This is a genomic window from Escherichia sp. E4736 (assembly GCF_005781225.1).
Classification (GTDB): domain Bacteria; phylum Pseudomonadota; class Gammaproteobacteria; order Enterobacterales; family Enterobacteriaceae; genus Escherichia.
Genome location: NZ_VATT01000018.1, coordinates 76,276 through 102,622, shown reverse-complemented (window position 1 = coordinate 102,622; position 26,347 = coordinate 76,276). Strand labels below are relative to the sequence as shown.

The window sequence follows — 26,347 nt, the reverse complement described above, 5'->3', positions numbered from 1 at the left end:
AATATATTGAATTTTCGCGGTTTCGTAGGCCGGATAAGGCGGTCACGCCGCATCCGGCATGAACAACGCGCACTTTGTCAGCAATCTCGGGGGCAACTAAATGCCGCCCCTTTCGTTATTATCCTACCGCAGGCGTCGGATCGTCACCTTTGTAGTCACGTTTCACTTCCGTCACTTCATCGCCCTTCTCGTTATGCAAATGCACTTCAAGCTGGTTAAAGGCAATGTTGATGTCGTTTTCACGGCATAACTGATCGATAGTACGGTTCAGTTCATCGACGGTGCGGCTACGGTCGCGCAGTTCACGAACATACAAGCGCAGTTCGTGATCCAGCGTGCTGGCGCCAAATGCAGTAAAGAAGACTTCTGGCATTGGCTCGTGCATCACCCTTGGATGCTCAGTCGCTGCCTGGAGCAGGACTCTGCGGACTTTTTCCAGATCGGAGCCATAGGCCACGCCCAGACGGATCACCAGACGCGTGGTGGTATCAGTCAACGACCAGTTAATCAGACGCTCGGTAACAAACGCTTTGTTCGGGATGATCACTTCTTTGCGATCGAAATCGGTAATCGTTGTCGCACGAATACGGATCTTACTGACCGTCCCAGAGTAGGTACCAATGGTTACCGTATCGCCAATGCGCACCGGACGTTCGAACAAGATGATCAAACCGGAGACAAAGTTACCGAAGATCTCCTGTAAGCCAAAACCAAGACCTACGGATAATGCTGCTGCCAGCCACTGGAGTTTATCCCACGAGACTCCCAGCGATCCGAACACCATCATCGCACCAACGGCAATGATGATGTAGTTAAGGATAGTGGTGATGGCATACGATGCCCCCTGGCGCATGTTCAGGCGCGACAGCACCAGCACTTCCAGCAAACCAGGCAGGTTGCGAATCAACGCCCAGGCCACCATTGAGACGATAATCGCAAACAACAGACTGCCCATGGTGACGTTTTTCACCACCGCAGCGCCAGCTTCAGTGCCGTTGTAATGCCAGAGCGTGATGCTGTCGAGATAGCTGAACACGGTGATCAAATCGGACCAAATTGCCCAGAACATGACACCGAACAGCGCAAACATCAGCAACATGGTAATACGCAGCGTCTGTTGGTTAACCTGCTCCAGCGCGATGGTGGGTTCTTCCGGCGGTTCGGCACCTTCTGCGCCCTCTTTCACCAGATTCTGCCGACGCGCCAGCGCACGACGCCAGGCGATACGCCGCGCCGCTACGCTTAAACCGCGCAATACTGTCTGGTAGAGCAGGTTCCAGATGATCACCAGATAAACGGTTTCAATCCAACGCCCGGAGAGGCGAAGCGTGGTGTAGAAGTAACCTGTAGCGGTCAGCACCATCAGCACAATCGGGATAATCGACAGCACGGTAATGGTGACCAGTCGCATGGTGTGCGACTCTTTATCACGCCAGCTTTCGCGGCACATCGGCCACACCAGGAAGGCAATCAGCAGCAGGTTGAAGAAAATCATCGCCTGCCCCAGCACATCATCCATCAGATGCAGCGGGGAAAGTTCTGCCACCACAGACCAGAAATGGATCGGCAGCAACGCGAGGCTGATGCGGACAATTTGCCGACGCCAGTGGCTGGTCTGCTGTTCCGGCATACCAAAGTGACGCACGGCAACACCGTTTTTCTCCAGCACTTTCCAGCACAGGCCAAACACCAGCCAGAAAATCGCCAGTTTTTTGCTGAACGACCACAATAATTCACTGATGTTGAGTTGCATCGTCAGTAGAATCAGGCCGACAGCGAGAATAATCAGGCACACCGGCAGTGCGCGGATCAGATCAATAAGAATCGCTTTTGGCGTATTGAGCTGGCTATCGTTACGCAGGGAACCTACCGCCGAAGCCAGTTTTTGTTGATATGCTTTCAGCCAGCCTAAACGCCAGTGAATCAGCCCTGCAATCAACAGCAGCGGCAAACCGGCAAGGAAAGCGATAAATACGGCGGGCCAGGCTTTTTCCCAGTTCACCGTAATTTTCATCGATTTAAACTCATCTTTCAGGGTTTGCGGGAACGCTTTGATCCAGTCCCAGTCCATCGGACGGTTACTGTTCACCCAAAAAATTTGCTGAGTCAGGATGGATTTCAGGTTTTTCGATACGCTCATTAACTGCTGCTGGTTGATTTGCAGGTTAATGGCCATCATCAGCTGGTTACCCAACTGTTTGTTAAGCTGATCCAACAGTTCGCGACGCATATCAACCACTTGCAATAACGCATCGTGAACTTCGCTGTTGACTTCGTTGGCGTGACCTTCTTCCAGCTTGCTGACGAACGCATCGCTCTGGAACAGCGCGTCACGTTGCTGGTTGACTTCAAACTGTTCGAGACGCAAGTCCGCGATGCGGTTGGTCATATTTTCCAGTTCATCCGCCGAGGGCAGCGTTTGTTGTTGCTGATAAAGAATGCGTGAAAGCAGCAGACTGCCCTTCAGGACAGAAATCTGCTCTTTGATGTTACGTTCCGATTGCAGCGCCCGCTCCAGCCAGTTTTTGACTTTGATGTTTTGCTGCATCAGGACATTACCGTTTTCGGTAGCGGTAATCAGACGCTGGCTTAATTGCTGGTTTATTTCCAGCTCCTGCTTCACCAGCGGATTAGCCTGAATACGCGCAGCTTCATCCGGGGTAACGGCTTCCTGCGCCGTTTTTTCGGTTAATGTCAGGCGCTTGCTGTTCACCGCCTCCTGCAACAGTTGTAGCTGATGTTCAAGTCGCGTACTGTTCGCCGTCACGTAATCACGCTGCTTTTGCAGGGTATCCTGTAAGACTGTGTTCCCTTCCAGGCTTTTACGCTGTTGGTCAATCTCGGCATTCAGCAAAGCCTGCTGCGCCTGCATTAACACTTTCTGGCTGGGACGTAAGGCGGCTTCGCCGACCTCGGTTCCATCCAGGCGGCTGCGAATTTGTTGCAATTGCTGCGAGGCGGTATACATCGCATTTTGCACGCGTTCAGGCTGCGTCTGTAACGAAACTAACTGGCTGTTATAAGAAGCCAGATCATTTTGTGCATTCTGCAAATCGTCCAGCGCCTGGGAGACACGTAACTCCAACTGGCGCAACGATAGCGTACTCAGAATTTTGCGGGTTTCTTCGTCGTTATCCACATCGTTGAGCGCAGTTAACGCTGCGGTCGCTTGACGCATTTTCTCTGGCGCTTCGGCAACTTTTTGCCGTAATTGCACCGTTTCGTCTTTTATGCGATCGATTTTCTCGAGGGTGGCTAACGTGTCAGTAATATCTTGCTGCACCAGCTTGTCCTGGGCAGAAAGATCTTTTTGTTTATTCAGTGAGTCAAGTTGTGCCTGCAGGTCTGCTTTCGTCGGTAGATCACCATTCGATGACGCCCGCGCAAACGCCGTGTTCTGGCATAACAAGACAAGAACAAAAGCAATAAATGCTGAAAAAACAAAATGCCGTGATCGTTTGTAATACTGGAACATAGTCATGATGAATGAAGGTTTCTGAACCTGAAGAACGACCTGAACGAGTCGGGTGGCTAGAATATCACGGTGTAGAGAGCCAGAATAGCAACAGCGAAAATGTCCAGGATAAATCCTGGAGTCTGATTCAGGATTTTTCGTTGGCGGCGGGAGTACGAAGAGTCGGGCAAAGAAGATACATTTCCAACAAGATGGCTACGTAATCGCGGGCTTCTTTTTTGAGATCAAAAGATTGCGGTGCAAACAGCCAGTTTTCCATCAGGCCGGAAATATAACCGCGCATAATTATCGCCGCACGGCGCGTCATTAAATTGGTTGGTAATAATTTCTTTTCAATACAATGTCTTAACGTTTGTTCTATACGTTCATAACTTTCCAGACAGAGATTTCGTTGTGCCTGTTGGACAACCGCCATTTCTCCGACAAACTCGCATTTGTGGAAAATAATCTCCATTAATAATCGACGCCGTTCTTCCGTCACCGTCGATTCAAGCACATGAATTAGTATTTCTCTTAAAACTGAGAGTGGATCGTCAGGGAATTTTGCCTGATACTCAAGCTCTAGTTCACCAATATTGGACTCTGACAGCTCCCAGATCTCACTGAACAAATCCGACTTGTCTTTAAAATGCCAGTAGATTGCACCGCGCGTAACGCCTGCCGCTTTTGCAATCTCTCCCAGTGAGGTGGATGATACCCCCTGCTGTGAGAAAAGACGTAGCGCCACATCGAGGATGTGTTGACGCGTTTCTTGCGCTTCTTGTTTGGTTTTTCGTGCCATATGTTAGTGAATTTACAGGCGTTAGATTTACATACATTTATGAATGTATGTACCATAGCACGACGATAATATAAACGCAGCAATGGGTTTATCGACTTTTGACCATTGACCAATTTGAAATCGGACACTCGAGGTTTACATATGAACAAAAACAGAGGGTTTACGCCTCTGGCGATCGTTCTGATGCTCTCAGGCAGCTTAGCGCTTACAGGATGTGACGACAAACAGGCCCAACAAGGTGGCCAGCAGATGCCCGCCGTTGGGGTAGTAACAGTCAAAACTGAACCTCTGCAGATCACAACCGAGCTTCCGGGCCGCACCAGTGCTTTCCGGATCGCAGAAGTTCGTCCTCAAGTTAGCGGGATTATCCTGAAGCGTAATTTCAAAGAGGGTAGCGACATCGAAGCAGGTGTCTCTCTTTATCAGATTGATCCTGCTACCTACCAGGCGGCGTACGACAGTGCAAAAGGCGATCTGGCGAAAGCGCAGGCGGCAGCCAATATCGCGCAACTGACTGTTAATCGTTACCAGAAACTGCTGGGTACTCAGTACATCAGTAAGCAAGAGTACGATCAGGCGCTGGCCGATGCGCAACAGGCAAATGCGGCTGTCACTGCGGCAAAAGCGGCTGTTGAAACCGCGCGGATCAATCTGGCTTACACCAAAGTCACCTCTCCGATTACTGGCCGTATTGGTAAATCAAACGTGACGGAAGGCGCCCTGGTGCAAAACGGTCAGGCGACTGCGCTGGCAACCGTGCAGCAACTTGATCCTATCTATGTGGATGTTACCCAGTCCAGCAACGACTTCCTGCGTCTGAAACAGGAACTGGCAAACGGTACGCTGAAGCAAGAGAACGGCAAGGCCAAAGTCTCGCTGATCACCAGCGACGGCATTAAGTTCCCGCAGGACGGTACGCTGGAGTTCTCTGACGTGACTGTCGATCAGACCACTGGGTCTATCACTTTACGCGCTATCTTCCCGAACCCGGATCACACTCTGCTGCCGGGTATGTTCGTGCGCGCTCGTCTGGAAGAAGGGCTCAATCCTAACGCCATTTTAGTTCCGCAACAGGGTGTAACTCGTACACCACGCGGTGAGGCTACCGTTCTGGTGGTTGGCGCGGATGACAAAGTGGAAACCCGCCCAATCGTCGCAAGCCAGGCTATTGGCGATAAGTGGCTGGTGACAGAAGGTCTGAAAGCAGGCGACCGCGTAGTAATAAGTGGGCTGCAGAAAGTGCGTCCTGGTGTCCAGGTAAAAGCACAAGAAGTTACCGCTGATAATAACCAGCAAGCCGCAAGCGGTGCTCAGCCTGAACAGTCCAAGTCTTAACTTAAACAGGAGCCGTTAAGACATGCCTAATTTCTTTATCGATCGCCCGATTTTTGCGTGGGTGATCGCCATCATTATCATGTTGGCAGGGGGGCTGGCGATCCTCAAACTGCCGGTGGCGCAATATCCTACGATTGCACCACCGGCGGTCACGATCTCCGCTTCCTACCCCGGCGCTGATGCGAAAACAGTGCAGGACACGGTGACACAGGTTATCGAACAGAATATGAACGGTATCGATAACCTGATGTATATGTCCTCTAACAGTGACTCCACGGGTACTGTGCAGATCACCCTGACCTTTGAGTCTGGTACTGATGCGGATATCGCGCAGGTTCAGGTGCAGAACAAACTGCAACTGGCGATGCCGTTGCTGCCGCAAGAAGTACAGCAGCAAGGGGTGAGCGTTGAGAAATCTTCCAGCAGCTTCCTGATGGTTGTCGGTGTTATCAACACTGACGGCACCATGACGCAGGAAGATATCTCCGACTACGTAGCGGCAAATATGAAAGATGCCATTAGCCGTACGTCGGGCGTTGGTGACGTTCAGCTGTTCGGTTCACAGTACGCGATGCGTATCTGGATGAACCCGAATGAGTTGAACAAATACCAGCTAACGCCGGTTGATGTCATTACCGCTATCAAAGCACAGAACGCCCAGGTCGCAGCCGGTCAGCTCGGCGGTACACCGCCGGTGAAAGGCCAGCAGCTTAACGCCTCTATTATTGCTCAGACGCGTCTGACCTCTACTGAAGAGTTCGGCAAAATTCTGCTGAAAGTGAATCAGGATGGTTCCCGCGTGCTGCTGCGTGATGTGGCGAAGATTGAGCTGGGTGGTGAGAACTACGACATCATCGCGGAATTTAACGGACAACCGGCTTCTGGTCTGGGTATCAAGCTGGCAACCGGTGCGAACGCGCTGGAAACTGCTGCGGCAATCCGTGCTGAACTGGCGAAGATGGAGCCATTCTTCCCGTCAGGTCTGAAAATCGTTTATCCGTACGACACGACGCCGTTCGTGAAAATCTCTATTCACGAAGTGGTTAAAACCCTGGTCGAAGCGATCATCCTCGTGTTCCTGGTTATGTATCTGTTCCTGCAGAACTTCCGCGCGACGTTGATTCCGACCATTGCCGTACCGGTGGTATTGCTGGGGACCTTTGCTGTCCTTGCCGCCTTTGGCTTCTCGATAAACACGCTAACGATGTTCGGGATGGTGCTCGCCATCGGCCTGTTGGTGGATGACGCCATCGTCGTGGTAGAAAACGTTGAGCGTGTGATGGCGGAAGAAGGTCTGCCGCCGAAAGAAGCCACACGTAAGTCGATGGGGCAGATTCAGGGCGCACTGGTGGGTATCGCGATGGTGCTGTCGGCGGTATTTATCCCGATGGCCTTCTTCGGCGGCTCTACTGGTGCAATCTATCGTCAGTTCTCCATTACCATTGTTTCGGCAATGGCACTGTCAGTGCTGGTGGCGTTGATCCTGACTCCGGCACTTTGTGCCACTATGCTGAAACCTATCGCTAAAGGCGATCACGGCGAAGGCAAAAAAGGCTTCTTCGGCTGGTTTAACCGCATGTTCGAGAAGAGCACGCACCACTACACCGACAGCGTAGGCGGTATTCTGCGCAGCACGGGGCGTTATCTGGTGCTGTATCTGATCATTGTGGTCGGCATGGCTTATCTGTTTGTACGTCTGCCAAGTTCCTTCTTGCCAGATGAAGACCAGGGTGTATTTATGACCATGGTCCAACTGCCAGCGGGTGCGACGCAGGAACGTACGCAGAAAGTGCTCAATGAGGTGACGGATTACTATCTGACCAAAGAGAAGAACAACGTTGAGTCGGTATTCGCCGTTAACGGCTTCGGCTTTGCGGGACGTGGTCAGAACACCGGTATTGCGTTCGTTTCGTTGAAGGACTGGGCTGACCGTCCGGGTGATGAAAACAAAGTTGAAGCGATTACCACGCGTGCAACGCGCGCTTTCTCGCAGATTAAAGATGCGATGGTCTTCGCCTTTAACCTGCCTGCGATTGTGGAACTGGGTACGGCAACGGGCTTCGACTTTGAGCTGATTGACCAGGCGGGCCTCGGTCACGAAAAACTGACTCAAGCGCGTAACCAGCTGCTGGGCGAAGCGGCGAAACATCCTGATCTGTTGACCAGCGTGCGTCCAAACGGTCTGGAAGATACTCCGCAGTTCAAGATTGATATCGACCAGGAGAAAGCTCAGGCACTGGGTGTTTCTATTAACGATATTAACACTACCCTGGGCGCTGCATGGGGCGGCAGCTACGTGAACGACTTTATCGACCGCGGTCGTGTGAAAAAAGTTTACGTCATGTCAGAAGCAAAATACCGCATGCTGCCGGAAGATATCGGTAACTGGTATGTGCGTGCTGCTGATGGCCAGATGGTGCCGTTCTCGGCATTCTCATCTTCGCGTTGGGAGTACGGTTCGCCGCGTCTGGAACGTTACAACGGCCTGCCATCCATGGAGATCTTAGGCCAGGCGGCACCAGGTAAGAGTACCGGTGAAGCAATGGCGCTGATGGAACAACTGGCGAGCAAACTGCCTACCGGTGTTGGCTACGACTGGACGGGGATGTCCTATCAGGAACGTCTCTCCGGCAACCAGGCGCCGTCGCTGTATGCGATTTCGTTGATTGTCGTGTTCCTGTGTCTGGCGGCATTGTACGAGAGCTGGTCGATTCCGTTCTCCGTTATGCTGGTCGTGCCGCTGGGGGTTATCGGTGCGTTGCTGGCAGCCACCTTCCGCGGCCTGACCAACGACGTCTACTTCCAGGTGGGCCTGCTCACAACCATTGGGTTGTCGGCGAAGAACGCGATACTTATCGTCGAATTCGCCAAAGACTTGATGGATAAAGAAGGTAAAGGTCTGATTGAAGCAACTCTGGATGCGGTGCGGATGCGTTTACGTCCAATCCTGATGACTTCACTGGCATTTATCCTCGGTGTTATGCCGCTGGTTATCAGCACCGGTGCTGGTTCCGGCGCGCAGAACGCAGTAGGTACTGGTGTAATGGGCGGGATGGTGACCGCAACGGTACTGGCTATCTTCTTCGTTCCGGTGTTCTTCGTGGTGGTTCGCCGCCGCTTTAGCCGCAAAAATGAAGATATCGAACATAACCATACAGTCGATCATCATTGATTAACGTCGTAATCACTAAGGCCGCGCAAGCGGCCTTTTTTATACGCGTAATCTTAATGTTGAAATGTTTATAGTTAATGATTTCAAACGTAAGTTAGTTTTAACGCCGCATAAAATTCATAAAAAATACTTATTGTTAGTTAATTTATATTAAGTCGTACCGATGGATTTAATAACCCCCAGGCATCTAGAGGCTATTCTTAATTATTTGCGGCAATTCTTTATTTGTTCATGTCAATTACATCATAATCAGAGTAATCCTGGGTATTAGTGTGACAAATCGTCAGACCATTTTATCACTCTCAAACATCCTGATTACATTATGTTATGAATAGCATCAGACAAAGTGCTTTAGCCATTACGTCGTCAGCGCTGGAATGAGGAAGAGAGTCTTTTCCCTCCCCTCCTCCTAATTGTAATTTTTCGTAATAATACGATGAAAACCGCCAAAGAGTAGCTTATAGTTAATCTAACAAGTGAGAGGGCAGGCCAGGTCTGTAAGTTTTCCATCCCAAAAGGTGTCCGTTAGTTCAACCGCTAAGAAGGGGGACGCGTTATGGATGAATACTCACCAAAAAGACATGATGTCGCGCAGCTTAAATTTCTCTGCGAAACCTTGTATCATGACTGTCTTGCAAACCTTGAAGAAAGTAACCATGGTTGGGTTAACGACCCTACCTCGGCCATCAATCTGCAGCTTAATGAACTCATTGAACATATAGCAACCTTCGCACTTAATTACAAAATTAAGTATAATGAAGACAATAAGCTCATTGAGCAGATAGATGAATATCTGGACGACACCTTTATGTTGTTCAGTAGTTATGGTATTAATATGCAGGATCTCCAGAAATGGCGGAAGTCAGGTAACCGACTGTTCCGTTGTTTTGTGAATGCCACTAAAGAGAATCCTGCGAGTTTATCTTGTTAGAATTATTACAACCATGGGTAGAAGTATGTCCGATAAACCTTTAACGAAAACCGATTATTTGATGCGTCTGCGTCGTTGCCAGACAATTGACACGCTAGAGCGTGTTATCGAGAAAAATAAATACGAATTATCAGATAATGAACTGGCGGTATTTTACTCAGCCGCAGATCACCGCCTCGCAGAATTGACCATGAATAAACTGTACGACAAGATCCCCTCCTCTGTATGGAAATTTATTCGGTAATTAAATAGCAGACATTCGAAAATGTAACCGACTGTTTATTAACATTATTATATTATTCGCAATGAAAGCATACTGCATGTGACCTTCATCACATTCGGAAAACGGGAACGTTCTCTTAACTGACTATTCGCATTACCGTGTTGCCGCATTTTCAGCAACGGGAGGTCAGTAATGAGCACAGAAAAAGAAAAAATGATTGCTGGTGAGTTGTATCGCTCGGCAGATGAGGAGTTATCTCGCGATCGCCTGCGCGCTCGTCAGCTTATTCACCAATACAATCACTCCGCACCGGAAGAACAAACATTACGCCAGAAAATTCTCACCGATTTATTCGGTCAGGTAGCAGATGCTTATATTGAACCCTCTTTTCGCTGCGACTATGGCTATAACATTTTTTTGGGCAAAGGATTTTACGCCAACTTCGATTGCGTGATGCTCGATGTCTGCCCAATTCGTATCGGTGATAATTGCATGTTGGCACCAGGTGTTCACATTTATACCGCTACGCACCCTGTCGACCCAGTAGCCCGTAATAGTGGCGCTGAACTGGGGAAACCTGTGACTATCGGTAATAACGTCTGGATTGGCGGACGTGCTGTCATCAACCCTGGTGTAACCATTGGCGATAACGTCGTGGTGGCCTCTGGTGCCGTCGTCACAAAAGATGTTCCGGCTAACGTTGTCGTGGGCGGTAACCCGGCCACTGTCATTAAAAAACTGTAACCATAGTTGCAACTGTTATGCAAAATTGTGGTTAATCTGTTACTTTCATCATATGATTCCCACGTTAAAATAGGGTGTTCCCTGAAAAGTTGCAGATACCACAAAGGCAAAAGATGACTGAAATACAACGCCTGCTGACCGAAACAATTGATGCACTAAATGCACACGAAAAACGCGATAATAAACCTCGCTTTAGTATCAGTTTTATCCGTAAACATCCGGGGCTGTTTATCGGTATGTATGTCGCTTTTTTTGCCACTCTGGCTGTGATGTTACAGTCTGAAACGCTGGTTGGTTCAGTCTGGCTCCTGGTGGTATTGTTCATCCTGCTTAACGGTTTCTTCTTTTTTGACGTTTATCCACGTTACCATTACGAAGATATCGACGTTCTTGATTTCCGGGTTTGCTACAACGGCGAATGGTACAATACACGCTTTGTTCCAACTGCATTGGTCGACGCTATTCTGAACTCGCCGCGTGTCGCGAACATCCACAAAGAACAGTTGCAGAAAATGATCGCTCGTAAAGGTGAGTTGTCCTTTTACGATATTTTCACTCTCGCCCGCACCGAAGCGACACCATAAGTTGTATCGCCCTCACCAGGCGTAAACATCCGCGCCTGGTGAATTGACAACAATCGTTGCCACAACGCATTTAACGAAACTCCCCCGCATCACTTATCTTTTGCATGCCCTTATTCGCTATCGGATATACTTTCCCTACACTGCGTAAATAAGGACATGCTGGTGAGAACACGACATCTGGTCAGCCTAATTTCAGGAGTACTGATCCTTTCCGTACTTCTACCAGTGGGCTTAAGCATCTGGCTGGCTCATCAACAGGTAGAAACGTCATTTGTTGAGGAGCTACATACCTACTCATCCCGCGTCGCTATTCGCGCCAACAAAGTGGCGTCGCAAGGGAAAGATGCACTACAAAAACTGGAAAAATGGCAAGGCGCAGCCTGTAGCAAGGCTCATCTAATGGAAATGCGCCGGGTATCTTATAGTTATCGTTATATTCAGGAAGTGATCTATGTTGATAACAACGTGCCTCAGTGCTCTTCTCTGGAACATGAAAGTCCGCCAGATACCTTCCCCGAGCCAGGTAAAATATCGAACGATGGTTATCGGGTATGGTTAACCTCGCACAACGATTTAGGTATTACCCGCTACATGGTTGCAATGGGAACTGCACATTACATAGTGATGATTGACCCCGCCTCATTTATAGATGTGATTCCTTATAGCTCGTGGCAAATTGATGCCGCGATTATTGGCAATGTGCATAACATTATCATTACCAGCAGTGACGAAATAGCCCAGGGAATTATTACCCAGCTGCAAAAAACACCGGGTGAACACATCGAAAAGAATGGAATCATTTACGATATCCTGCCTCTCCCCGAGATGAATATTTCCATAATCACCTGGGCTTCGACAAAAACGTTACAAAAAGGTTGGCATCGGCAGGTCTTTATCTGGTTGCCTGTCGGATTGTTAATTGGCCTACTGGCGGCAATGTTCGTCCTGCGGATTTTACGCCGTATCCAGTCACCGCATCATCGCCTGCAGGATGCTATCGAGAACCGCGATATTTGCGTGCACTATCAGCCTATTATCTCCTTATCGAATGGAAAGATTGTCGGAGCCGAAGCGCTGGCGCGCTGGCCGCAGACAGACGGTAGCTGGTTGTCACCGGATAGTTTTATCCCGCTGGCGCAACAAACGGGCCTGTCAGAATCTCTGACTCTGCTTATTATCAAAACGGTCTTTGAAGATATGGGCGACTGGCTGCGTCAGCATCCACAGCAACATATTTCGATCAATCTTGAATCCACTGTGCTCACCTCGGAAAAAATCCCGCAATTGCTGCGTGAAATGATCAATCACTACCAGGTCAATCCCAAACAGATCGCTCTTGAACTCACTGAACGCGAGTTTGCTGATCCAAAAATCAGCGCCCCGGTAATCTCCCGATATCGACAGGTTGGTCATGAAATTTATCTTGATGATTTTGGTACCGGTTATTCGAGCTTAAGTTATTTGCAGGATCTGGATGTCGATATTCTGAAGATCGATAAATCTTTTGTTGATGCGCTGGAATATAAAAATGTCACACCGCATATCATCGAAATGGCAAAAACACTGAAACTTAAAATGGTGGCGGAAGGGATCGAAACCAGCAAACAGGAAGAGTGGCTACGCCAGCATGGCGTGCATTACGGCCAGGGATGGTTGTACAGCAAAGCATTACCGAAAGAGGAGTTTATACGCTGGGCAGAACACCATCTGTGAATTTTGGGGCTGGCGGCACGCCGCACAGCCCGTCACGCTACTCGTCAATGATTGACTCGAACCCACCGTAGATCATTCGTTTACCATCAAACGGCATGGACTCGCCGAACTCTTTCATCCGTGGGTCCGACATCATCTTCTGATTGGCAGCGTCGCGGACCTCTTTTGAAGGGTATTCAATCCAGCTAAAAACCACTTCCTCATTCTCTTCCGCTTTGACCGCCATACGAAAATCGGTCACTTTGCCATTCGGTACATCGCTGGCCCAGCATTCAACAATGCGCAGGGCGCCAAACTCTTTAAACAGCGGCGCGGCCTTTGCGGCCATTTCACGATAGGCATCCTTTTTGTCGGCAGGAACAGCAACCACAAAACCATCAACATACTTCATCAGACATACCTCCGAAGCGTACCGTGCAGCCAGAAAATTCTTGCGGCATCAGTCGTGGTTAAAGTTTAGCCATATTGAGGTTTTTTGACGAAACGGTGGGAGGCAGAAATGGGTGGGGGCCCTGCCAGCTACATCCCGGCACACGCGTCATCTGCCTTGGCTGCTTCCTTCCGGACCTGACCTGGTAAACAGAGTAGCGTTGCGGGAGAACCAACAGAGCCCCCATTGAGAGCGTTGAGAACCAACGCGCAGGCGCATTATCACTGCTGCCCCGGCTAATTGCAACCCATTGCGTGCCGGATGCTGGTTTCTTGCGCAATGCGACTTCACTCGGACGTTTTTCCAGATTATGCTGAAAAATTACCTCAGGAAGAAAAGATGGAAAAAGAAGATTCATTTCCCCAGCGCGTGTGGCAAATCGTAGCCGCTATTCCCGAAGGGTATGTCACTACTTACGGCGATGTCGCGAAACTGGCAGGATCGCCCCGTGCCGCGCGCCAGGTGGGCGGTGTGTTAAAGCGCCTGCCCGAAGGCAGCACTTTGCCCTGGCATCGGGTGGTTAACCGCCACGGCACAATCTCATTAACCGGACCAGATTTACAGCGTCAGCGGCAGGCATTACTGGCAGAAGGCGTGATGGTATCGGGAAACGGACAAATCGACTTACAGCGTTATCGCTGGAACTACTAACCCTCTCCGGGCGGAGAGGGTTAACTTCGCTTAATATTGCGTAGGAGCTGGAACTGCCGAAGACGGATTCACCTGAGTTGGTGAAGTCGAAGGTATGGTAGTTGTTGCGCCACCACTGGCCTGGACAGGCACGGCGGTTTGCTGAACCGGCACCAATGTCAGGTCGGCTTTGGTTCCCCCCTGATTGACAACCGGCTGGACGGTATCGGTAATAAATACCAGTTTGTCATTCACGGTAATCGCCGCACTCAACAGAATACGCGCGTTCGGCTGAACATCTGCCGGGTTAAATGGCAGAACAAAGCTGAATGGCGACTGTTTACCTTCGGTACGCACCGCTTTTTGCGCCAGTACTTTAGACGGCGCATCGGCTAAAGACGCGTCAGAAAGTGTCACGGTCAGCACAGCATCGGGAGGCAGTGCGACTTTCTGACGGATCCAGACCGTACCGGAGACATTAGGTTGCTGTATAGCAGGTTGTTGTGTCGCCGCAATAGAGGTATTTGCAGCAGGTGCTGGCGTCTGAATATCCGCGCTTTTATCAGCGCAAGCCGCCAACGCAATCGCAACCGCTAAACCACTGGCCATGTGCACGAGTTTCATTCACTTCTCCTTATTATCAATGCACCAGCGGGCTAACTTTCCTCGCCGGAAGAGTGGTTAACAAAATCGTAACGTCAATAAGTGTGGCACAAATCACGTATTTACGCCTGCATTTAGCCCGTAATTCAGACCATTGCACCCATCGGACCAGTGACAAAATTGCGTTATACTCAACTCACTTTGGCTTGCTGCGGCAGCTTTGTTACTGGAGAGTTAATATGAGTCAGGCCTTAAAAAATTTACTGACATTGTTGAATCTGGAAAAAATTGAGGAAGGACTCTTTCGCGGCCAGAGTGAAGATTTAGGTTTACGCCAGGTGTTTGGCGGCCAGGTCGTGGGTCAGGCCCTGTATGCCGCAAAGGAGACAGTACCCGAAGAGCGTCTGGTGCATTCATTCCACAGCTACTTTCTTCGCCCTGGTGATAGCAAGAAGCCGATTATTTATGATGTCGAAACACTGCGTGACGGCAACAGTTTCAGTGCCCGCCGTGTGGCAGCGATTCAGAACGGCAAACCCATTTTTTATATGACAGCGTCTTTCCAGGCGCCAGAAGTTGGATTCGAACACCAAAAAGAGATGCCTCCGGCCCCAGCGCCCGATGGTTTGCCTTCGGAAACACAGATCGCCCAGTCGCTGGCGCACCTGCTGCCGCCAGTGCTGAAAGATAAATTCATCTGCGATCGTCCGCTGGAAGTGCGTCCGGTGGAATTTCATAACCCACTGAAAGGTCACGTCGCCGCGCCGCATCGTCAGGTGTGGATCCGCGCAAATGGTAGCGTGCCGGATGATCTGCGCGTTCATCAGTATCTGCTGGGATACGCTTCTGATCTTAACTTCCTGCCGGTAGCTCTACAGCCGCACGGCATCGGTTTTCTCGAACCGGGGATTCAGATAGCCACCATTGACCATTCCATGTGGTTCCATCGACCATTTAATTTAAACGAATGGCTGCTGTATAGCGTGGAGAGCACGTCAGCGTCCAGCGCCCGAGGATTTGTGCGCGGTGAGTTTTATACCCAGGACGGCGTACTGGTTGCCTCGACCGTTCAGGAAGGGGTAATGCGTAATCACAATTAAAAAAACAGCCGGAGGTGAAAACCGTCCGGCTGCCAGATAGTTGGTAACATGCTTTTGTTGATGCCGGATGCGGCGTAAACGCCTTATCCGGCCCACCAATTATTGTAAATTCAACAAATTGTGATTTTTAATGTAGGCCTGATAAGCGCTGCGCATCAGGCTAAATTGCATTTGATTGCTTGTTACGCGTTATAGGCATTTTCGCCGTGGCTGTTGACGTCCAGCCCTTCTCGCTCCTGTTCTTCCGGCACACGCAGGCCAACCGTCAGATCCGCCAGTTTGTAGCCGATAAATGCCACCACACCGGACCAGACGATCGTAATGGCGACGCTTTCCAGCTGTACCAGCAACTGATGCCCCATCGTCACACCTTCAGCGAAGCCCACGCCGCCCAGCGAGCTGGCGGCAAAAATCCCGGTCATGATACAGCCGACAATGCCACAAACGCCGTGCACACCGAAGACATCGCAAGGATCATCGACCCGCAACAGGCGTTTGAGCATGGTAACGCCCCACAAGCCCGCCAGACCAGCTACCACGCCGATAATCAACGCACCGCCAACCCCAATGTAGCCACAGGCTGGCGTCACGCCGACCAGACCGGCAATCGCGCCAGAACACGCCCCCAGCAGTGAAGGCTTACCACGCAGCGCCCATTCACCGAAGATCCAGCCAAGAATTGCCGCCGCCGTTGCCACCACAGTATTCACAAATGCCAGTGCCGCGATTTCATTCGCCGTACCCGCTGACCCGGCGTTAAAACCAAACCAACCGATATAGAGAATGGCAGTCCCGGTGAAGACCATTGGCAGGTTGTGCGGTTTAAACGCCTCTTTGCCAAAGCCCACGCGTTTACCTATCAGATACGCGCCCACCAGACCGGCGATTGCGGCGTTAATGTGCACCACCGTGCCACCCGCGAAATCCAGCGCACCATGAGAAGCCAGCAAGCCGCCGCCCCACACCATATGTGCAATTGGAATGTAGGAGAGCGTCAGCCACACTACCACGAAAATCAGCACTGCTGAGAAGCGGATCCGTTCCGCCAGCGCCCCGACTATCAAGCCGACGGTAATGCAGGCAAACGATCCCTGAAACGCCACGTGGATATACTGATAAATGCTGCCCATCACCGCCGTCAGTTCGATGTTTTTCAGCATCAACCAGTTAATGTTGCCGAAGAAGTTGTTGCCCTCACCAAACGCCAGCGAGTAACCGTAAACCACCCAGAGAATACAGACCAGTGCAAACGTCACGGTCACCTGCGTTAGCATCGACAGCACGTTTTTGCCGCGAATCAACCCGCCGTAAAACAGGGCAATCCCCGGAACAGTCATAAACAGTACCAGCGCAGTACAAATCATCATAAACGCATTGTCGGCTTTATCGGCTACCGCAGGTGCAGCCATTACCAGTCCCGGCAGCATCGCCAGTGAAGCAAGCCCAGTTTTTATCGTCGCTATCTTCATGTTTCGTTCCTGTTGCTGTGTGCCAGAGATTACAGCGCCGCTTCGTCGGCTTCGCCGGTGCGAATACGAATGACGCGTTGCAATTCAGCGACGAAGATTTTGCCATCGCCAATTTTTCCGGTGTAAGCCGCCTTACTGACGATATCGATCACTTCATCGAGTTGATCATCAGCAATCGCCACATCAATTTTTACTTTTGGCAGGAAGTTGACGCTGTATTCCGCGCCCCTGTACAGCTCAGCATGGCCCTTCTGACGCCCGAAACCTTTCACTTCGGTGACGGTCAGGCCCTGAATACCAATGGAAGATAACGCTTCACGAACGTCTTCCAGCTTGAATGGTTTGATTATCACGGTCACCAGCTTCATAGATCCCCTCCGGTCAGAATTCGGTAATGGTTCTGCTACACGAAGAAGGTATTGCAAGCGGTGTGCCAGAAATGAAAAACGAGAAAGAGAGCAGGAAGTTAAGAAGATTGAAAATAAAAACGCACTATGACAGTGCACAGTGCGTTACATTTTTGCACCACCGATGAAATTTTGCGCTAATCAGGCGCTCAGAGATTCATCTTCACGCACGCTGGCTGCCAGCTCTTCGCCCGCAAGTTGCAGTTGATACATCTGCCAGTAGCGCCCCTGGGCGGCCAGCAGTTGCTGGTGAGTGCCCTGTTCCACAGCCTGACCACGATGAAGCACCAGAATGGTATCAGCATCAACAATGGTCGATAAGCGGTGAGCAATCACCACAAGCGTAGTGTGTTCACGCACCGCCGCCAGAGCGTGCTGAATCGCCTGTTCAGTACCGGAGTCAATGCTGGCGGTTGCCTCATCAAGGATCAGGATTTGCGGCGTCTCCACCAGCACGCGTGCCAGTGCCAGCAGTTGCTTTTGCCCGACTGAGAGATTATTCCCCTGCTCGCCCAGCGGTGTATTAATACCGTCGCTCATGCTACGCGCGAGTTCCGCCAGTTGTACCGTTTCCAGCGCCTGCCAGACGCGCTCTTCGGAGATATCTCGTCCCAGCGTCACGTTGGCGAGGAAGGTATCCGCCAGCACTACCGGATCTTGCTGCACCATCGCCACGCCCTGACGCAGCGCGCTATGACTGAGCGAACTTAACGGACGTCCATCAAGCCGAATCACACCTTCTGTTAGTGGGTAATAGCCCATCAGCAAACTTGCCAGGGTACTTTTGCCGCTACCGGTATGCCCCACCAACGCCACAAAGCTGCGCGAAGGAACGGCAAGATTAATATTTTTCAGCACCAGATTGTCATCGCGATAAGCAAACGACACGTTATCGACATCAATGGTGCCGCTCTGTAACGGGCGATCATCATTGCCATATTGCTGGCGCGGTCCGTCCATCAGTTCAAACACACGCTCGCCAGCAACAACAGCCTGTTGCAGCATCGCCTGCTGCGTGGTCAGTTCGATTAAGGGTTCGTTAAGTCGCCCCAAATAGCTGATAAACGCATACAGCACACCCACTTCAATGGTGCCGCTGGCGGAGAAGCCAAACAGCATCAACAAGCCACAAAGAATGAGCGATGAAAACAGACTCAGCAAGGGACGCAGTAAAAAGCCGTCCAGCCGTAGCGTTTGCATTCGCGCCATATAGTGTGAACGGCTGGCTTCGCCCATACGTTCGCCAAATCGCGCCTGCTGGCGGAACTGCTGGATGACGCTCATGCCGTTAATAACTTCGTTAAAGCCGTCGTTGATATCAGCCAGATAGGCGCGTACTCGGCGGACAATCGGCGTACTGTAACGCTGGTATATCACCATCACCACCAACACAACAGGGAATATCATTATCGCTACCAGCGCCATTCGCCAGTCGAGACTGAACATCGCTACCAGCATCGCCCCTACCAGGGCGGCACTACGCAAAACAGTCGCGACCACGGTAACGTAGAGATCGCGGATAACTTCAGTATCATTGGTAACGCGGGAAATCACCTGCCCGACCGGCTGAGTATCAAACTCACTCAACGGTTGGCGCAGTGCAGCATCCATCACATCGGTACGTAACTGTTGTACAACGCCTACTGCCGCCCGGTTAAACAACAGCGACTGCGCGTAATGTAGCCCGGCGGCAAACAGTTGCAGTACGACATATGCCGCCGCCAGCCCGACAACCATTTTCAGCGGCAGATTATTTTTCGCCACCATATTGTCGATAAAGTAACTGACGAGCAGCGGGCAGCTCACTTCTGCCGCCGCTGCCACCCACATCATCAACACTGCGATACCCAGCGGTTTACGCCATGGTGAACCGTAAGCTAACAGGCGCTTCAGAGTCGGCCAGAGTTGGTTAAAACTACGCATCAACAGCTTCCTCATGATTTTCCGGAGCATCGTTGAGCGCCGCTTCCAGTTGTTGATAGCGATACATATCGCGATACCAGCCGCTTTGTTGCGCCAGCACATCATGATCGCCGCGCTGGGCAATATGCCCATGCTGCATCACAATAATTTCACTCGCTTCGGTCAGGGCAGAAAGGCGATGGGCGCTGATAATCACCGTTCGCCCCTGCCCCCACTGGCGCAGGTTATGGAGAATCTGGTATTCCGTGCGACCATCTACCGCCGATAGAGCATCGTCAAGAATGAGGATTTCCGCATTCACCAGCAATGCCCTGGCAATGGAGATTCGCTGTTTTTGCCCACCGGAAAGCATCACGCCGCGTTCGCCCACTTCTGTGTCGTAACCTTGCGGCAGACGCAAAATATCGTCATGCACGCTGGCTAACCGCGCTACGTGTTCAATCTCTTGCTGGGTGGCATTCGGGCAACCCAGCGCGATGTTATTAGCAACCGTGTCAGAAAAAAGGAACGGTGTCTGGCTAACTACCGCCAGGCGGCTACGCCAGCTGTCGAGTTGCAACTGCGTCAAAGGAATATCATGAAAACGGATATCACCCTCGGTGACATCAAAATGACGTTGAATTAATGACAGCACAGTACTTTTTCCGGAGCCGGTCGGCCCGCAAATTCCCAGCATCTGACCCGGTTTCAGCGCAAAACTGACATTCTCGAGCGCAGGGTGATGAGTTTGAGGATACGTAAACTGACGAATATTCACATCCAGTTCACCACGACCTTCTGGCACCTTATCTTTACCATCAATAACGACTGGCGCTTCGGCCAGCATGGTACGAATTCGGCTATACGCCGCGCTGCCGCGCTCCACAATGTTAAACATCCACGCCAGCGCCAGCATCGGCCAAATCATCAAACCAAGGTACATCATAAAACTGGTGAGCTGGCCCAACGTTAAGCTGCCCTGCACGACCATCCAACTACCACCGCCAATCGCCAGTAAATTCGCCATGCCAATCGCGATATAAATGGTCGGGTCGAAACGAGCATCAATGCGCGCTACTCGCATGTTTTTCTTACCGGTATCTTCGGCATCTGCGGCGAACAGCGCAGACTGGCGATCCTCCAGACCAAAGGATTTAATCATGCGAATACTGGTCAGACTCTCCTGGGTACGATCGTTAAGGCTGGAAAAGGCGGCTTGTGCCAGCTTAAAGCGTTCATGCAAGGCATCGCCGTTGCGTTTAATCATGATTGCCATCACTGGCATCGGCAACAGCGCTATTAAAGTTAACTGCCAGCTAATCTGCGTTGACATCATTATCAGCACTGCGCAACCCATCACCAGCGAATCCACCAGCGTTAGCACCCCTTCACCGGCGGCAAATACCACACGATCGACGTCATTTGTCGCACGGGCCATAAGGTCACCCGTACGATGACGCAGATAAAACTCTGGATGCTGGCGGCTTAGCTGGCGGTAATAGTCTTCACGCAGTTCAACAGCCAGTTGATAAGACGCGCCGAACAGCAGTACGCGCCAGACGTAACGCAGGAGATAAACCACCACTGCAATCAACACCATGGTGGCGATCCACATCAGGATCTGCCCGGTAGTAAAGTGTTTTTCTGTCACGCCATCGACAACAATACCAACGACTTTTGGCGGGATCAGTTGCAGAATCGCAATAATGACAAGCAAGGCAACAGCCCCGAGATAGCGGCGCCATTCCCGGCGGAAATACCAGCTTAGTTGAGCAAATAATCGCACGCGTTATGTCCTGACCTGATCCTGGATAATTATTCGATAGGTAACGAGGTAGTGTACTTAATCTGTTCCATCGCGAAGCTGGAAGTGACGTCCGAAAGCCCCGGCACACTGTTAACCAGACGCTTATAAAACTCATCGTAGCGCTTCATATCAGCAACCTGAACCCGCATCAGATAATCGTATTCACCGGCCATGCGCCAGAAACCGAGAACTTCCGGCATTTCCGTGACGACCGTAACAAAGCGACAATACCATTCACTGCTGTGATGTTGCGTTTTAATCAGCACAAAAGCAGTCAGACCCAGGCCAATTTTTTCCGGATCCAGCAACGCGACTTTGCCGATAAGAATACCGTCATCTTCCAACCGTTTCAGACGCTTCCAGCAAGGCGTGGTTGTCAGATTAACGGCTTCTGCCAGTGCCTGCAAAGAAAGGGTGCAATCCTGCTGTAATAAGGCCAGCAGCTTACGGTCAATTTTATCTAACATAGCCAATCCACAGAGAATTATTTTCTCTTTTGATTCTATTTTAAAGGCCAAATAGCGACAATTTATTCCGTGCGATTTCACAGAGAATGCACAAAATGACAAATTCGGGGCAAAAAAAACCGGGCAGTTGCCCGGTGCTGGAAGGGATCTCGTTATTCGGGGGAATAAGGTAGATGTGGATTATCCAGCCAGTGCGTCAAAAAGTGAGAGACAGCCTGATTACGGCAGTGTCCAATCACCGGTAAATGAGGGAGTTCCGCACGCAATTGCGGCATCGCATTACCCATAATGAAGCCCTTACCGACGCTGCCTAACATTTCGCGATCATTCATCGCGTCACCAAAGGCCATACAGTCACGCAGCGAAAAACCTAAATGTTGGGTCAGCACCGTCAACGCAGCGCCTTTATTGCAGCCCACCGGCAGCACTTCCAGGCAATCAGTCGCGGAAAAACACAAATGTGCATGCTCACCTAAAGCTTCGTGTAGTTGGATCTGCAAGCGTGCAAGATCGTCGTGATCGCCACAGAAACAGATCTTGGTGACTCGATCGAGTGGCATTTTTTTGACATCGATTATCTGATAACGAAAACCGCTATAGACAAATGCCTGCAACAGCGCAGGGATCTCTTTCCCGGTAAACCAACCATCGTCATTGAAGATATGCATGCTGGCTCGGGTATCCCATTGCTGATACAACACCAGCTCCGCCACATCCGCAGGTAAATCATCACGATGTAAAAGTTCGCCTTCCAGAGAGTGCACACGCGTGCCGTTGCCGGTAATTAAATACGCATCCAGCGATAGCGCCCCGAGAATATGCTGCATCTCCAACGCATGACGACCCGTAGCAAATGTAAGGGTAATATCGCGTTCACGCAGGCGCGCCAGAGTAGAGAGCGTTTTCTCACCTAAATGATGGTCAGGCATCAATAAAGTGCCGTCCATATCAAATGCTGCCAGACGAGCCATTTCTTTCTCCACTCTGTGACACGGTTAATGGTGATTGAGTATCACTTGATATATACGGAAGTAATAGTGAATAGATAAAAAATATTGTTCCGGGTTTATATGCGACTGCTTAATCGTCTTAACCAGTATCAACGTTTGTGGCAACCTTCCGCCGGAGCACCACAATCCGTTATCGTCAGCGAACTGGCGGAACGTTGCTTTTGCAGCGAACGCCATGTACGCACATTGTTACGTCAGGCGCAGGATGCGGGATGGCTGGAGTGGCAGGCACAATCCGGGCGCGGAAAACGCGGGCAACTGCGCTTTCTGGTGATGCCGGAATCCTTGCGCAATACGATGATGGAACAGGCGCTGGAAAGTGGAAAACAACAGGATGTGCTGGAACTCGCGCAGCTGGCGCCTGGCGAACTGCGTACCATGTTACAACCGTTTATGGGCGGGCAATGGCAAAACGATACCCCGACATTGCGTATTCCTTATTATCGCCCGCTCGAACCACTGCAACCGGGTTTTTTAGCCGGACGTGCCGAACAGCATCTCGCCGAGCAAATTTTTTCCGGCCTGAGCCGTTTCGACAATAACTTCCAACGCCCAATTGGCGATTTAGCGCATCACTGGGAAACGTCTGCTGACGGGTTACGCTGGGATTTTTATCTTCGCTCAACCCTACACTGGCATAACGGTGATGCAGTAAAAGCAACACAGCTACATCAACGCTTGCTGATGCTGCTACAGTTGCCTGCCCTGAGGCAGTTATTTATTAGCGTGCAGCGTATTGAAGTCACCCACCCGCAGTGTCTGACCTTCTTTTTAAATCGCCCCGATTACTGGCTGGCACACCGACTGGCGAGCTATTGCTGCCATCTGGCGCATCCGCAATTACCACTGGTAGGAACCGGACCTTTCCGCTTAACACAATTCACACCGGAACTGGTGCGACTCGAAAGCCATGATTATTACCATTTACGTCATCCGCTACTAAAAGCGGTTGAGTACTGGATAACCCCGCCGCTTTTTGAAAAAGATTTGGGTACGAGTTGTCGGCATCCCGTCCAAATCACCATCGGCAAACCAGAGGAATTGCCACGGGTCAGTCAGGTCAGTAGCGGCATCAGTTTAGGTTTTTGCTATTTAACGTTGCGCAAAAGCCCCCGACTGACTCTCTGGCAGGCACGAAAAGTGATCACCATTATTCATCAATCCGGTTTACTACAAACGTTAGAAGTCGGAGAAAACCTGATCACCGCCAGTCATGCATTGCTGCCAGGCTGGACTATTCCGCAATGGCAAGTACCGGATGAGGTCAAACTACCGGAAACTTTGACGCTGGTTTATCACCTGCCGGTGGAACTTCATGCCATGGCAGAACAGCTACGAACGACGCTGGCAGCAGAAGGTTGCGAGCTAAAGATTATTTTTCATAACGCGAAAAACTGGGATCGAGCCACGCCACTGGAGCAAGCAGACCTCATGATGGGCGACAGATTAATTGGCGAAGCGCCGGAATATACCCTTGAACAGTGGCTGCGCTGCGATCCGCTGTGGCCACATGTTTTTACTGCCAGTAAATACGCACATCTACAATCGACACTGGATGCCGTGCAAATAATGCCTGATGAAGAAAACCGATTTAATGCCCTGAAAACGGTGTTTAGCCAGTTAATGGCTGACGCAACGCTGACACCACTGTTCAACTATCACTATCGCATTAGTGCGCCGCCAGGCGTGAACGGTGTGCGACTGACACCGCGCGGCTGGTTTGAATTTACCGAGGCCTGGCTACCCGCACCGTCGCAATGAAGAGCTGGCCCGGGTTAACCGCAGGCGTTACCATAACGTTTTATCGATTTAGCAGGATGATTTATGAAACGTGCTGTCGTTGTATTCAGTGGGGGCCAGGACTCTACAACCTGTCTGGTGCAGGCATTGCAACAATATGATGAAGTCCATTGCGTGACGTTTGATTACGGTCAGCGCCATCGCGCAGAGATCGACGTCGCGCGCGAGCTGGCGCTGAAACTGGGCGCACGCGCGCATAAGGTGCTGGATGTCACCCTGCTTAACGAGCTGGCAGTCAGCAGTCTGACGCGTGACAGCATTCCAGTGCCAGATTATGAACCTGAAGCCGATGGCATCCCGAATACGTTTGTTCCAGGGCGTAATATTTTGTTCCTGACGCTCGCGGCGATTTACGCATATCAGGTGAAAGCCGAAGCGGTGATCACCGGCGTCTGCGAAACAGATTTCTCCGGTTACCCGGATTGCCGCGATGAATTTGTCAAAGCACTAAACCATGCCGTCAGTTTGGGCATGGCGAAAGATATTCGTTTTGAAACGCCGCTGATGTGGATTGATAAAGCGGAAACCTGGGCGCTGGCGGATTATTACGGCAAGCTGGATTTAGTGCGTAACGAAACACTGACCTGCTATAACGGCATCAAAGGCGATGGTTGCGGTCATTGTGCTGCATGTAATCTGCGCAGTAATGGGTTGAATCATTATCTGGCCGATAAACCAGCGGTGATGGCGGCGATGAAGCAGAAAACAGGGTTGAAGTAATTATTCCGGGTGTTGCCGGATGCGGCATAAGCATCCGGCACAACAAAACGTTTACTTAACCATCTGCTCCAACTTTTCGCGCAGCTCCCCTTCCAGAGCTAAAGCCTTCTGCGTTTTAAGATCAATACAAACAAACGTGATAAGCGCATCCGCCACCACCTGCCCTTCCGGCTCCAGAGTAATAACCTGGCTTAAGATGCCGCTTTTACCGTTTAATTGCTGTAACTGGCTCGTAATGGTTAACAGGTCGCTTAATACCGCCGGGCGGCGATAGTTGATATTGATATTCACCACCACGAAAGCGATGTTATGGGCGGTCATCCATTGAAAACTGTCGCTGTTTTCCAGTCCATCCCAGCGGGCTTCTTCGAGAAACTCAAGGTAGCGTGCGTTGTTTACGTGCTGGTAGACGTCGAGATGATATCCACGAACTTTGATTTGTGTTTGCATAGCGCAATAACCTTACGTTGTTGTTATAAGTACAGAGGCCATAACTGGTATGACCTCTTCAGTCTGGCAAAAAATTGCCACTATGCAAATTAATTACAGGGTTAATACCGCCAGATTACGTTCCACCAGCGAATTGCCCATCCCCGGCACCTGCTTTAGATCCTCCACCGTTTTAAACGGGCCATACTCTTCGCGATAACTGACAATCGCCTGCGCTTTCTTCAGGCCAACGCCATTCATCGCGCGGGCTAGCTCTTCCGCGCTGGCATTATTAATGCTGACTCTGGTGCCTTCCTCATCACTGGCTTTCGCCGGTACTGCCGCTTTGCTTTGTACTGCAGTGGCTTCCGCTTTGGTTTCGACCGCCGCCGGTTTCGCTGCAGGAGCTGCCGCCAGCGCACAGTGAGACATTCCAGCACAGGCCAGGGACAGGGTAATGAGCAGTGCTTTGATTCCGTGTTTCATACTGTTTTCTCCTTGTTTGTTAACAGTGGAATCACCTTAACGGCAGTGAAAACAGTAAACAAATGGCAATGTTCAGAAATGGAAAAGGCCGCGAAAGCGACCTTTTCTTGTTACAGCTGCAAAGCATTT

The 26,347-nt window shown here is 50.7% G+C and carries 23 protein-coding genes and 1 other RNA gene; 11 read left to right on the top strand and 13 right to left on the bottom strand.

What is annotated here, in order from left to right; genetic code table 11:
- Nucleotides 1–118: 118 nt before the first annotated feature.
- Nucleotides 119–3,481 carry a mechanosensitive channel MscK gene (mscK, locus tag FEK46_RS14185; protein WP_135559995.1) on the bottom strand — a complete coding sequence of 1,121 codons (3,363 nt, stop codon included), beginning with the start codon at nt 3,479–3,481 and terminating at the stop codon, nt 119–121.
- Between the two features lie 121 nt (nt 3,482–3,602).
- Nucleotides 3,603–4,256 (bottom strand): multidrug efflux transporter transcriptional repressor AcrR, encoded by a 654-nt coding sequence (gene acrR, locus FEK46_RS14180; RefSeq protein ID WP_130206295.1) that lies wholly within the window; start codon nt 4,254–4,256, stop codon nt 3,603–3,605.
- A gap of 141 nt (nt 4,257–4,397) precedes the next feature.
- On the opposite strand from acrR, the gene acrA reads away from it, so the two are divergent.
- The 7 genes from acrA to FEK46_RS14145 all read left to right on the top strand — a co-directional run bounded on the left by acrA (nt 4,398) and on the right by FEK46_RS14145 (nt 12,958).
- Nucleotides 4,398–5,591, top strand: a complete 1,194-nt coding sequence (acrA, locus tag FEK46_RS14175; RefSeq protein ID WP_130206293.1) for a multidrug efflux RND transporter periplasmic adaptor subunit AcrA — start codon at nt 4,398–4,400, stop codon at nt 5,589–5,591.
- Nucleotides 5,592–5,613: 22 nt separating this feature from the next.
- A complete protein-coding gene (gene acrB / locus FEK46_RS14170) occupies nt 5,614–8,763 on the top strand; it encodes an efflux RND transporter permease AcrB (protein WP_130206291.1) in 3,150 nt (1,049 codons plus the stop codon).
- A 556-nt stretch (nt 8,764–9,319) separates the two neighbouring features.
- Nucleotides 9,320–9,694: an Hha toxicity modulator TomB gene (gene tomB, locus FEK46_RS14165; RefSeq protein WP_021532618.1), complete on the top strand. Its 375-nt coding sequence runs from the start codon at nt 9,320–9,322 to the stop codon at nt 9,692–9,694.
- Between the two features lie 25 nt (nt 9,695–9,719).
- Entirely contained in the window at nt 9,720–9,938 is a 219-nt protein-coding gene (locus FEK46_RS14160; protein ID WP_001280991.1) for an HHA domain-containing protein, read from the top strand.
- 171 nt (nt 9,939–10,109) lie between these two features.
- Nucleotides 10,110–10,661, top strand: coding sequence for a maltose O-acetyltransferase (maa, locus tag FEK46_RS14155; RefSeq protein ID WP_130206289.1), 552 nt, complete (start codon nt 10,110–10,112; stop codon nt 10,659–10,661).
- A 113-nt stretch (nt 10,662–10,774) separates the two neighbouring features.
- Nucleotides 10,775–11,245 carry a YlaC family protein gene (locus FEK46_RS14150; protein ID WP_130206287.1) on the top strand — a complete coding sequence of 157 codons (471 nt, stop codon included), beginning with the start codon at nt 10,775–10,777 and terminating at the stop codon, nt 11,243–11,245.
- A gap of 162 nt (nt 11,246–11,407) precedes the next feature.
- On the top strand, nt 11,408–12,958 hold the full coding sequence (locus FEK46_RS14145; RefSeq protein ID WP_135560000.1) for an EAL domain-containing protein: 1,551 nt from the start codon (nt 11,408–11,410) through the stop codon (nt 12,956–12,958).
- A gap of 37 nt (nt 12,959–12,995) precedes the next feature.
- Here the strand turns inward: FEK46_RS14145 and FEK46_RS14140 are convergent, their stop codons facing one another.
- Together FEK46_RS14140 and ffs are read right to left on the bottom strand one after the other, a co-directional pair.
- Entirely contained in the window at nt 12,996–13,349 is a 354-nt protein-coding gene (locus FEK46_RS14140; protein ID WP_064529090.1) for a DUF1428 domain-containing protein, read from the bottom strand.
- A gap of 119 nt (nt 13,350–13,468) precedes the next feature.
- Nucleotides 13,469–13,565, bottom strand: an RNA gene (ffs, locus tag FEK46_RS14135) — signal recognition particle sRNA small type.
- A 162-nt stretch (nt 13,566–13,727) separates the two neighbouring features.
- Between ffs and FEK46_RS14130 the strand changes: the two genes are divergently transcribed.
- Nucleotides 13,728–14,039: an MGMT family protein gene (locus tag FEK46_RS14130; RefSeq protein ID WP_130215477.1), complete on the top strand. Its 312-nt coding sequence runs from the start codon at nt 13,728–13,730 to the stop codon at nt 14,037–14,039.
- Between the two features lie 30 nt (nt 14,040–14,069).
- Here FEK46_RS14130 and FEK46_RS14125 read toward each other — a convergent pair whose 3' ends face one another.
- Entirely contained in the window at nt 14,070–14,642 is a 573-nt protein-coding gene (locus FEK46_RS14125; protein ID WP_131160985.1) for a YbaY family lipoprotein, read from the bottom strand.
- Between the two features lie 218 nt (nt 14,643–14,860).
- On the opposite strand from FEK46_RS14125, the gene tesB reads away from it, so the two are divergent.
- Nucleotides 14,861–15,721 (top strand): acyl-CoA thioesterase II, encoded by an 861-nt coding sequence (tesB, locus tag FEK46_RS14120; protein WP_130223207.1) that lies wholly within the window; start codon nt 14,861–14,863, stop codon nt 15,719–15,721.
- Between the two features lie 182 nt (nt 15,722–15,903).
- Here tesB and amtB read toward each other — a convergent pair whose 3' ends face one another.
- The 6 genes from amtB to cof form a co-directional block, all read right to left on the bottom strand.
- Nucleotides 15,904–17,190 (bottom strand): ammonium transporter AmtB, encoded by a 1,287-nt coding sequence (amtB, locus tag FEK46_RS14115; RefSeq protein WP_130206280.1) that lies wholly within the window; start codon nt 17,188–17,190, stop codon nt 15,904–15,906.
- A 29-nt stretch (nt 17,191–17,219) separates the two neighbouring features.
- Nucleotides 17,220–17,558 carry a P-II family nitrogen regulator gene (gene glnK, locus FEK46_RS14110; protein WP_000780338.1) on the bottom strand — a complete coding sequence of 113 codons (339 nt, stop codon included), beginning with the start codon at nt 17,556–17,558 and terminating at the stop codon, nt 17,220–17,222.
- A 180-nt stretch (nt 17,559–17,738) separates the two neighbouring features.
- On the bottom strand, nt 17,739–19,520 hold the full coding sequence (locus FEK46_RS14105; RefSeq protein ID WP_135560001.1) for a SmdB family multidrug efflux ABC transporter permease/ATP-binding protein: 1,782 nt from the start codon (nt 19,518–19,520) through the stop codon (nt 17,739–17,741).
- On the bottom strand, nt 19,513–21,285 hold the full coding sequence (locus FEK46_RS14100) for a SmdA family multidrug ABC transporter permease/ATP-binding protein (RefSeq protein WP_130260299.1): 1,773 nt from the start codon (nt 21,283–21,285) through the stop codon (nt 19,513–19,515). The genes FEK46_RS14105 and FEK46_RS14100 overlap by 8 nt, the downstream gene beginning before the upstream one ends.
- A gap of 29 nt (nt 21,286–21,314) precedes the next feature.
- The gene (decR, locus tag FEK46_RS14095) at nt 21,315–21,773 is read right to left on the bottom strand and encodes a DNA-binding transcriptional regulator DecR (protein WP_000884589.1); all 459 of its coding nucleotides are present in this window, start codon (nt 21,771–21,773) and stop codon (nt 21,315–21,317) included.
- Nucleotides 21,774–21,925: 152 nt separating this feature from the next.
- The gene (gene cof, locus FEK46_RS14090; RefSeq protein ID WP_135406152.1) at nt 21,926–22,744 is read right to left on the bottom strand and encodes an HMP-PP phosphatase; all 819 of its coding nucleotides are present in this window, start codon (nt 22,742–22,744) and stop codon (nt 21,926–21,928) included.
- 99 nt (nt 22,745–22,843) lie between these two features.
- On the opposite strand from cof, the gene FEK46_RS14085 reads away from it, so the two are divergent.
- Together FEK46_RS14085 and queC are read left to right on the top strand one after the other, a co-directional pair.
- Complete coding sequence (locus FEK46_RS14085) at nt 22,844–24,544, top strand: SgrR family transcriptional regulator (protein ID WP_135560002.1); 1,701 nt, start codon at nt 22,844–22,846, stop codon at nt 24,542–24,544.
- 63 nt (nt 24,545–24,607) lie between these two features.
- Nucleotides 24,608–25,303, top strand: coding sequence for a 7-cyano-7-deazaguanine synthase QueC (queC, locus tag FEK46_RS14080; protein WP_135560003.1), 696 nt, complete (start codon nt 24,608–24,610; stop codon nt 25,301–25,303).
- Between the two features lie 51 nt (nt 25,304–25,354).
- On the opposite strand, the gene fadM is transcribed toward queC, so the two are convergent.
- Nucleotides 25,355–25,753 carry a long-chain acyl-CoA thioesterase FadM gene (fadM, locus tag FEK46_RS14075; protein ID WP_001194534.1) on the bottom strand — a complete coding sequence of 133 codons (399 nt, stop codon included), beginning with the start codon at nt 25,751–25,753 and terminating at the stop codon, nt 25,355–25,357.
- 93 nt (nt 25,754–25,846) lie between these two features.
- Nucleotides 25,847–26,218: a helix-hairpin-helix domain-containing protein gene (locus FEK46_RS14070; protein ID WP_135560004.1), complete on the bottom strand. Its 372-nt coding sequence runs from the start codon at nt 26,216–26,218 to the stop codon at nt 25,847–25,849.
- Nucleotides 26,219–26,347: the final 129 nt, after the last annotated feature.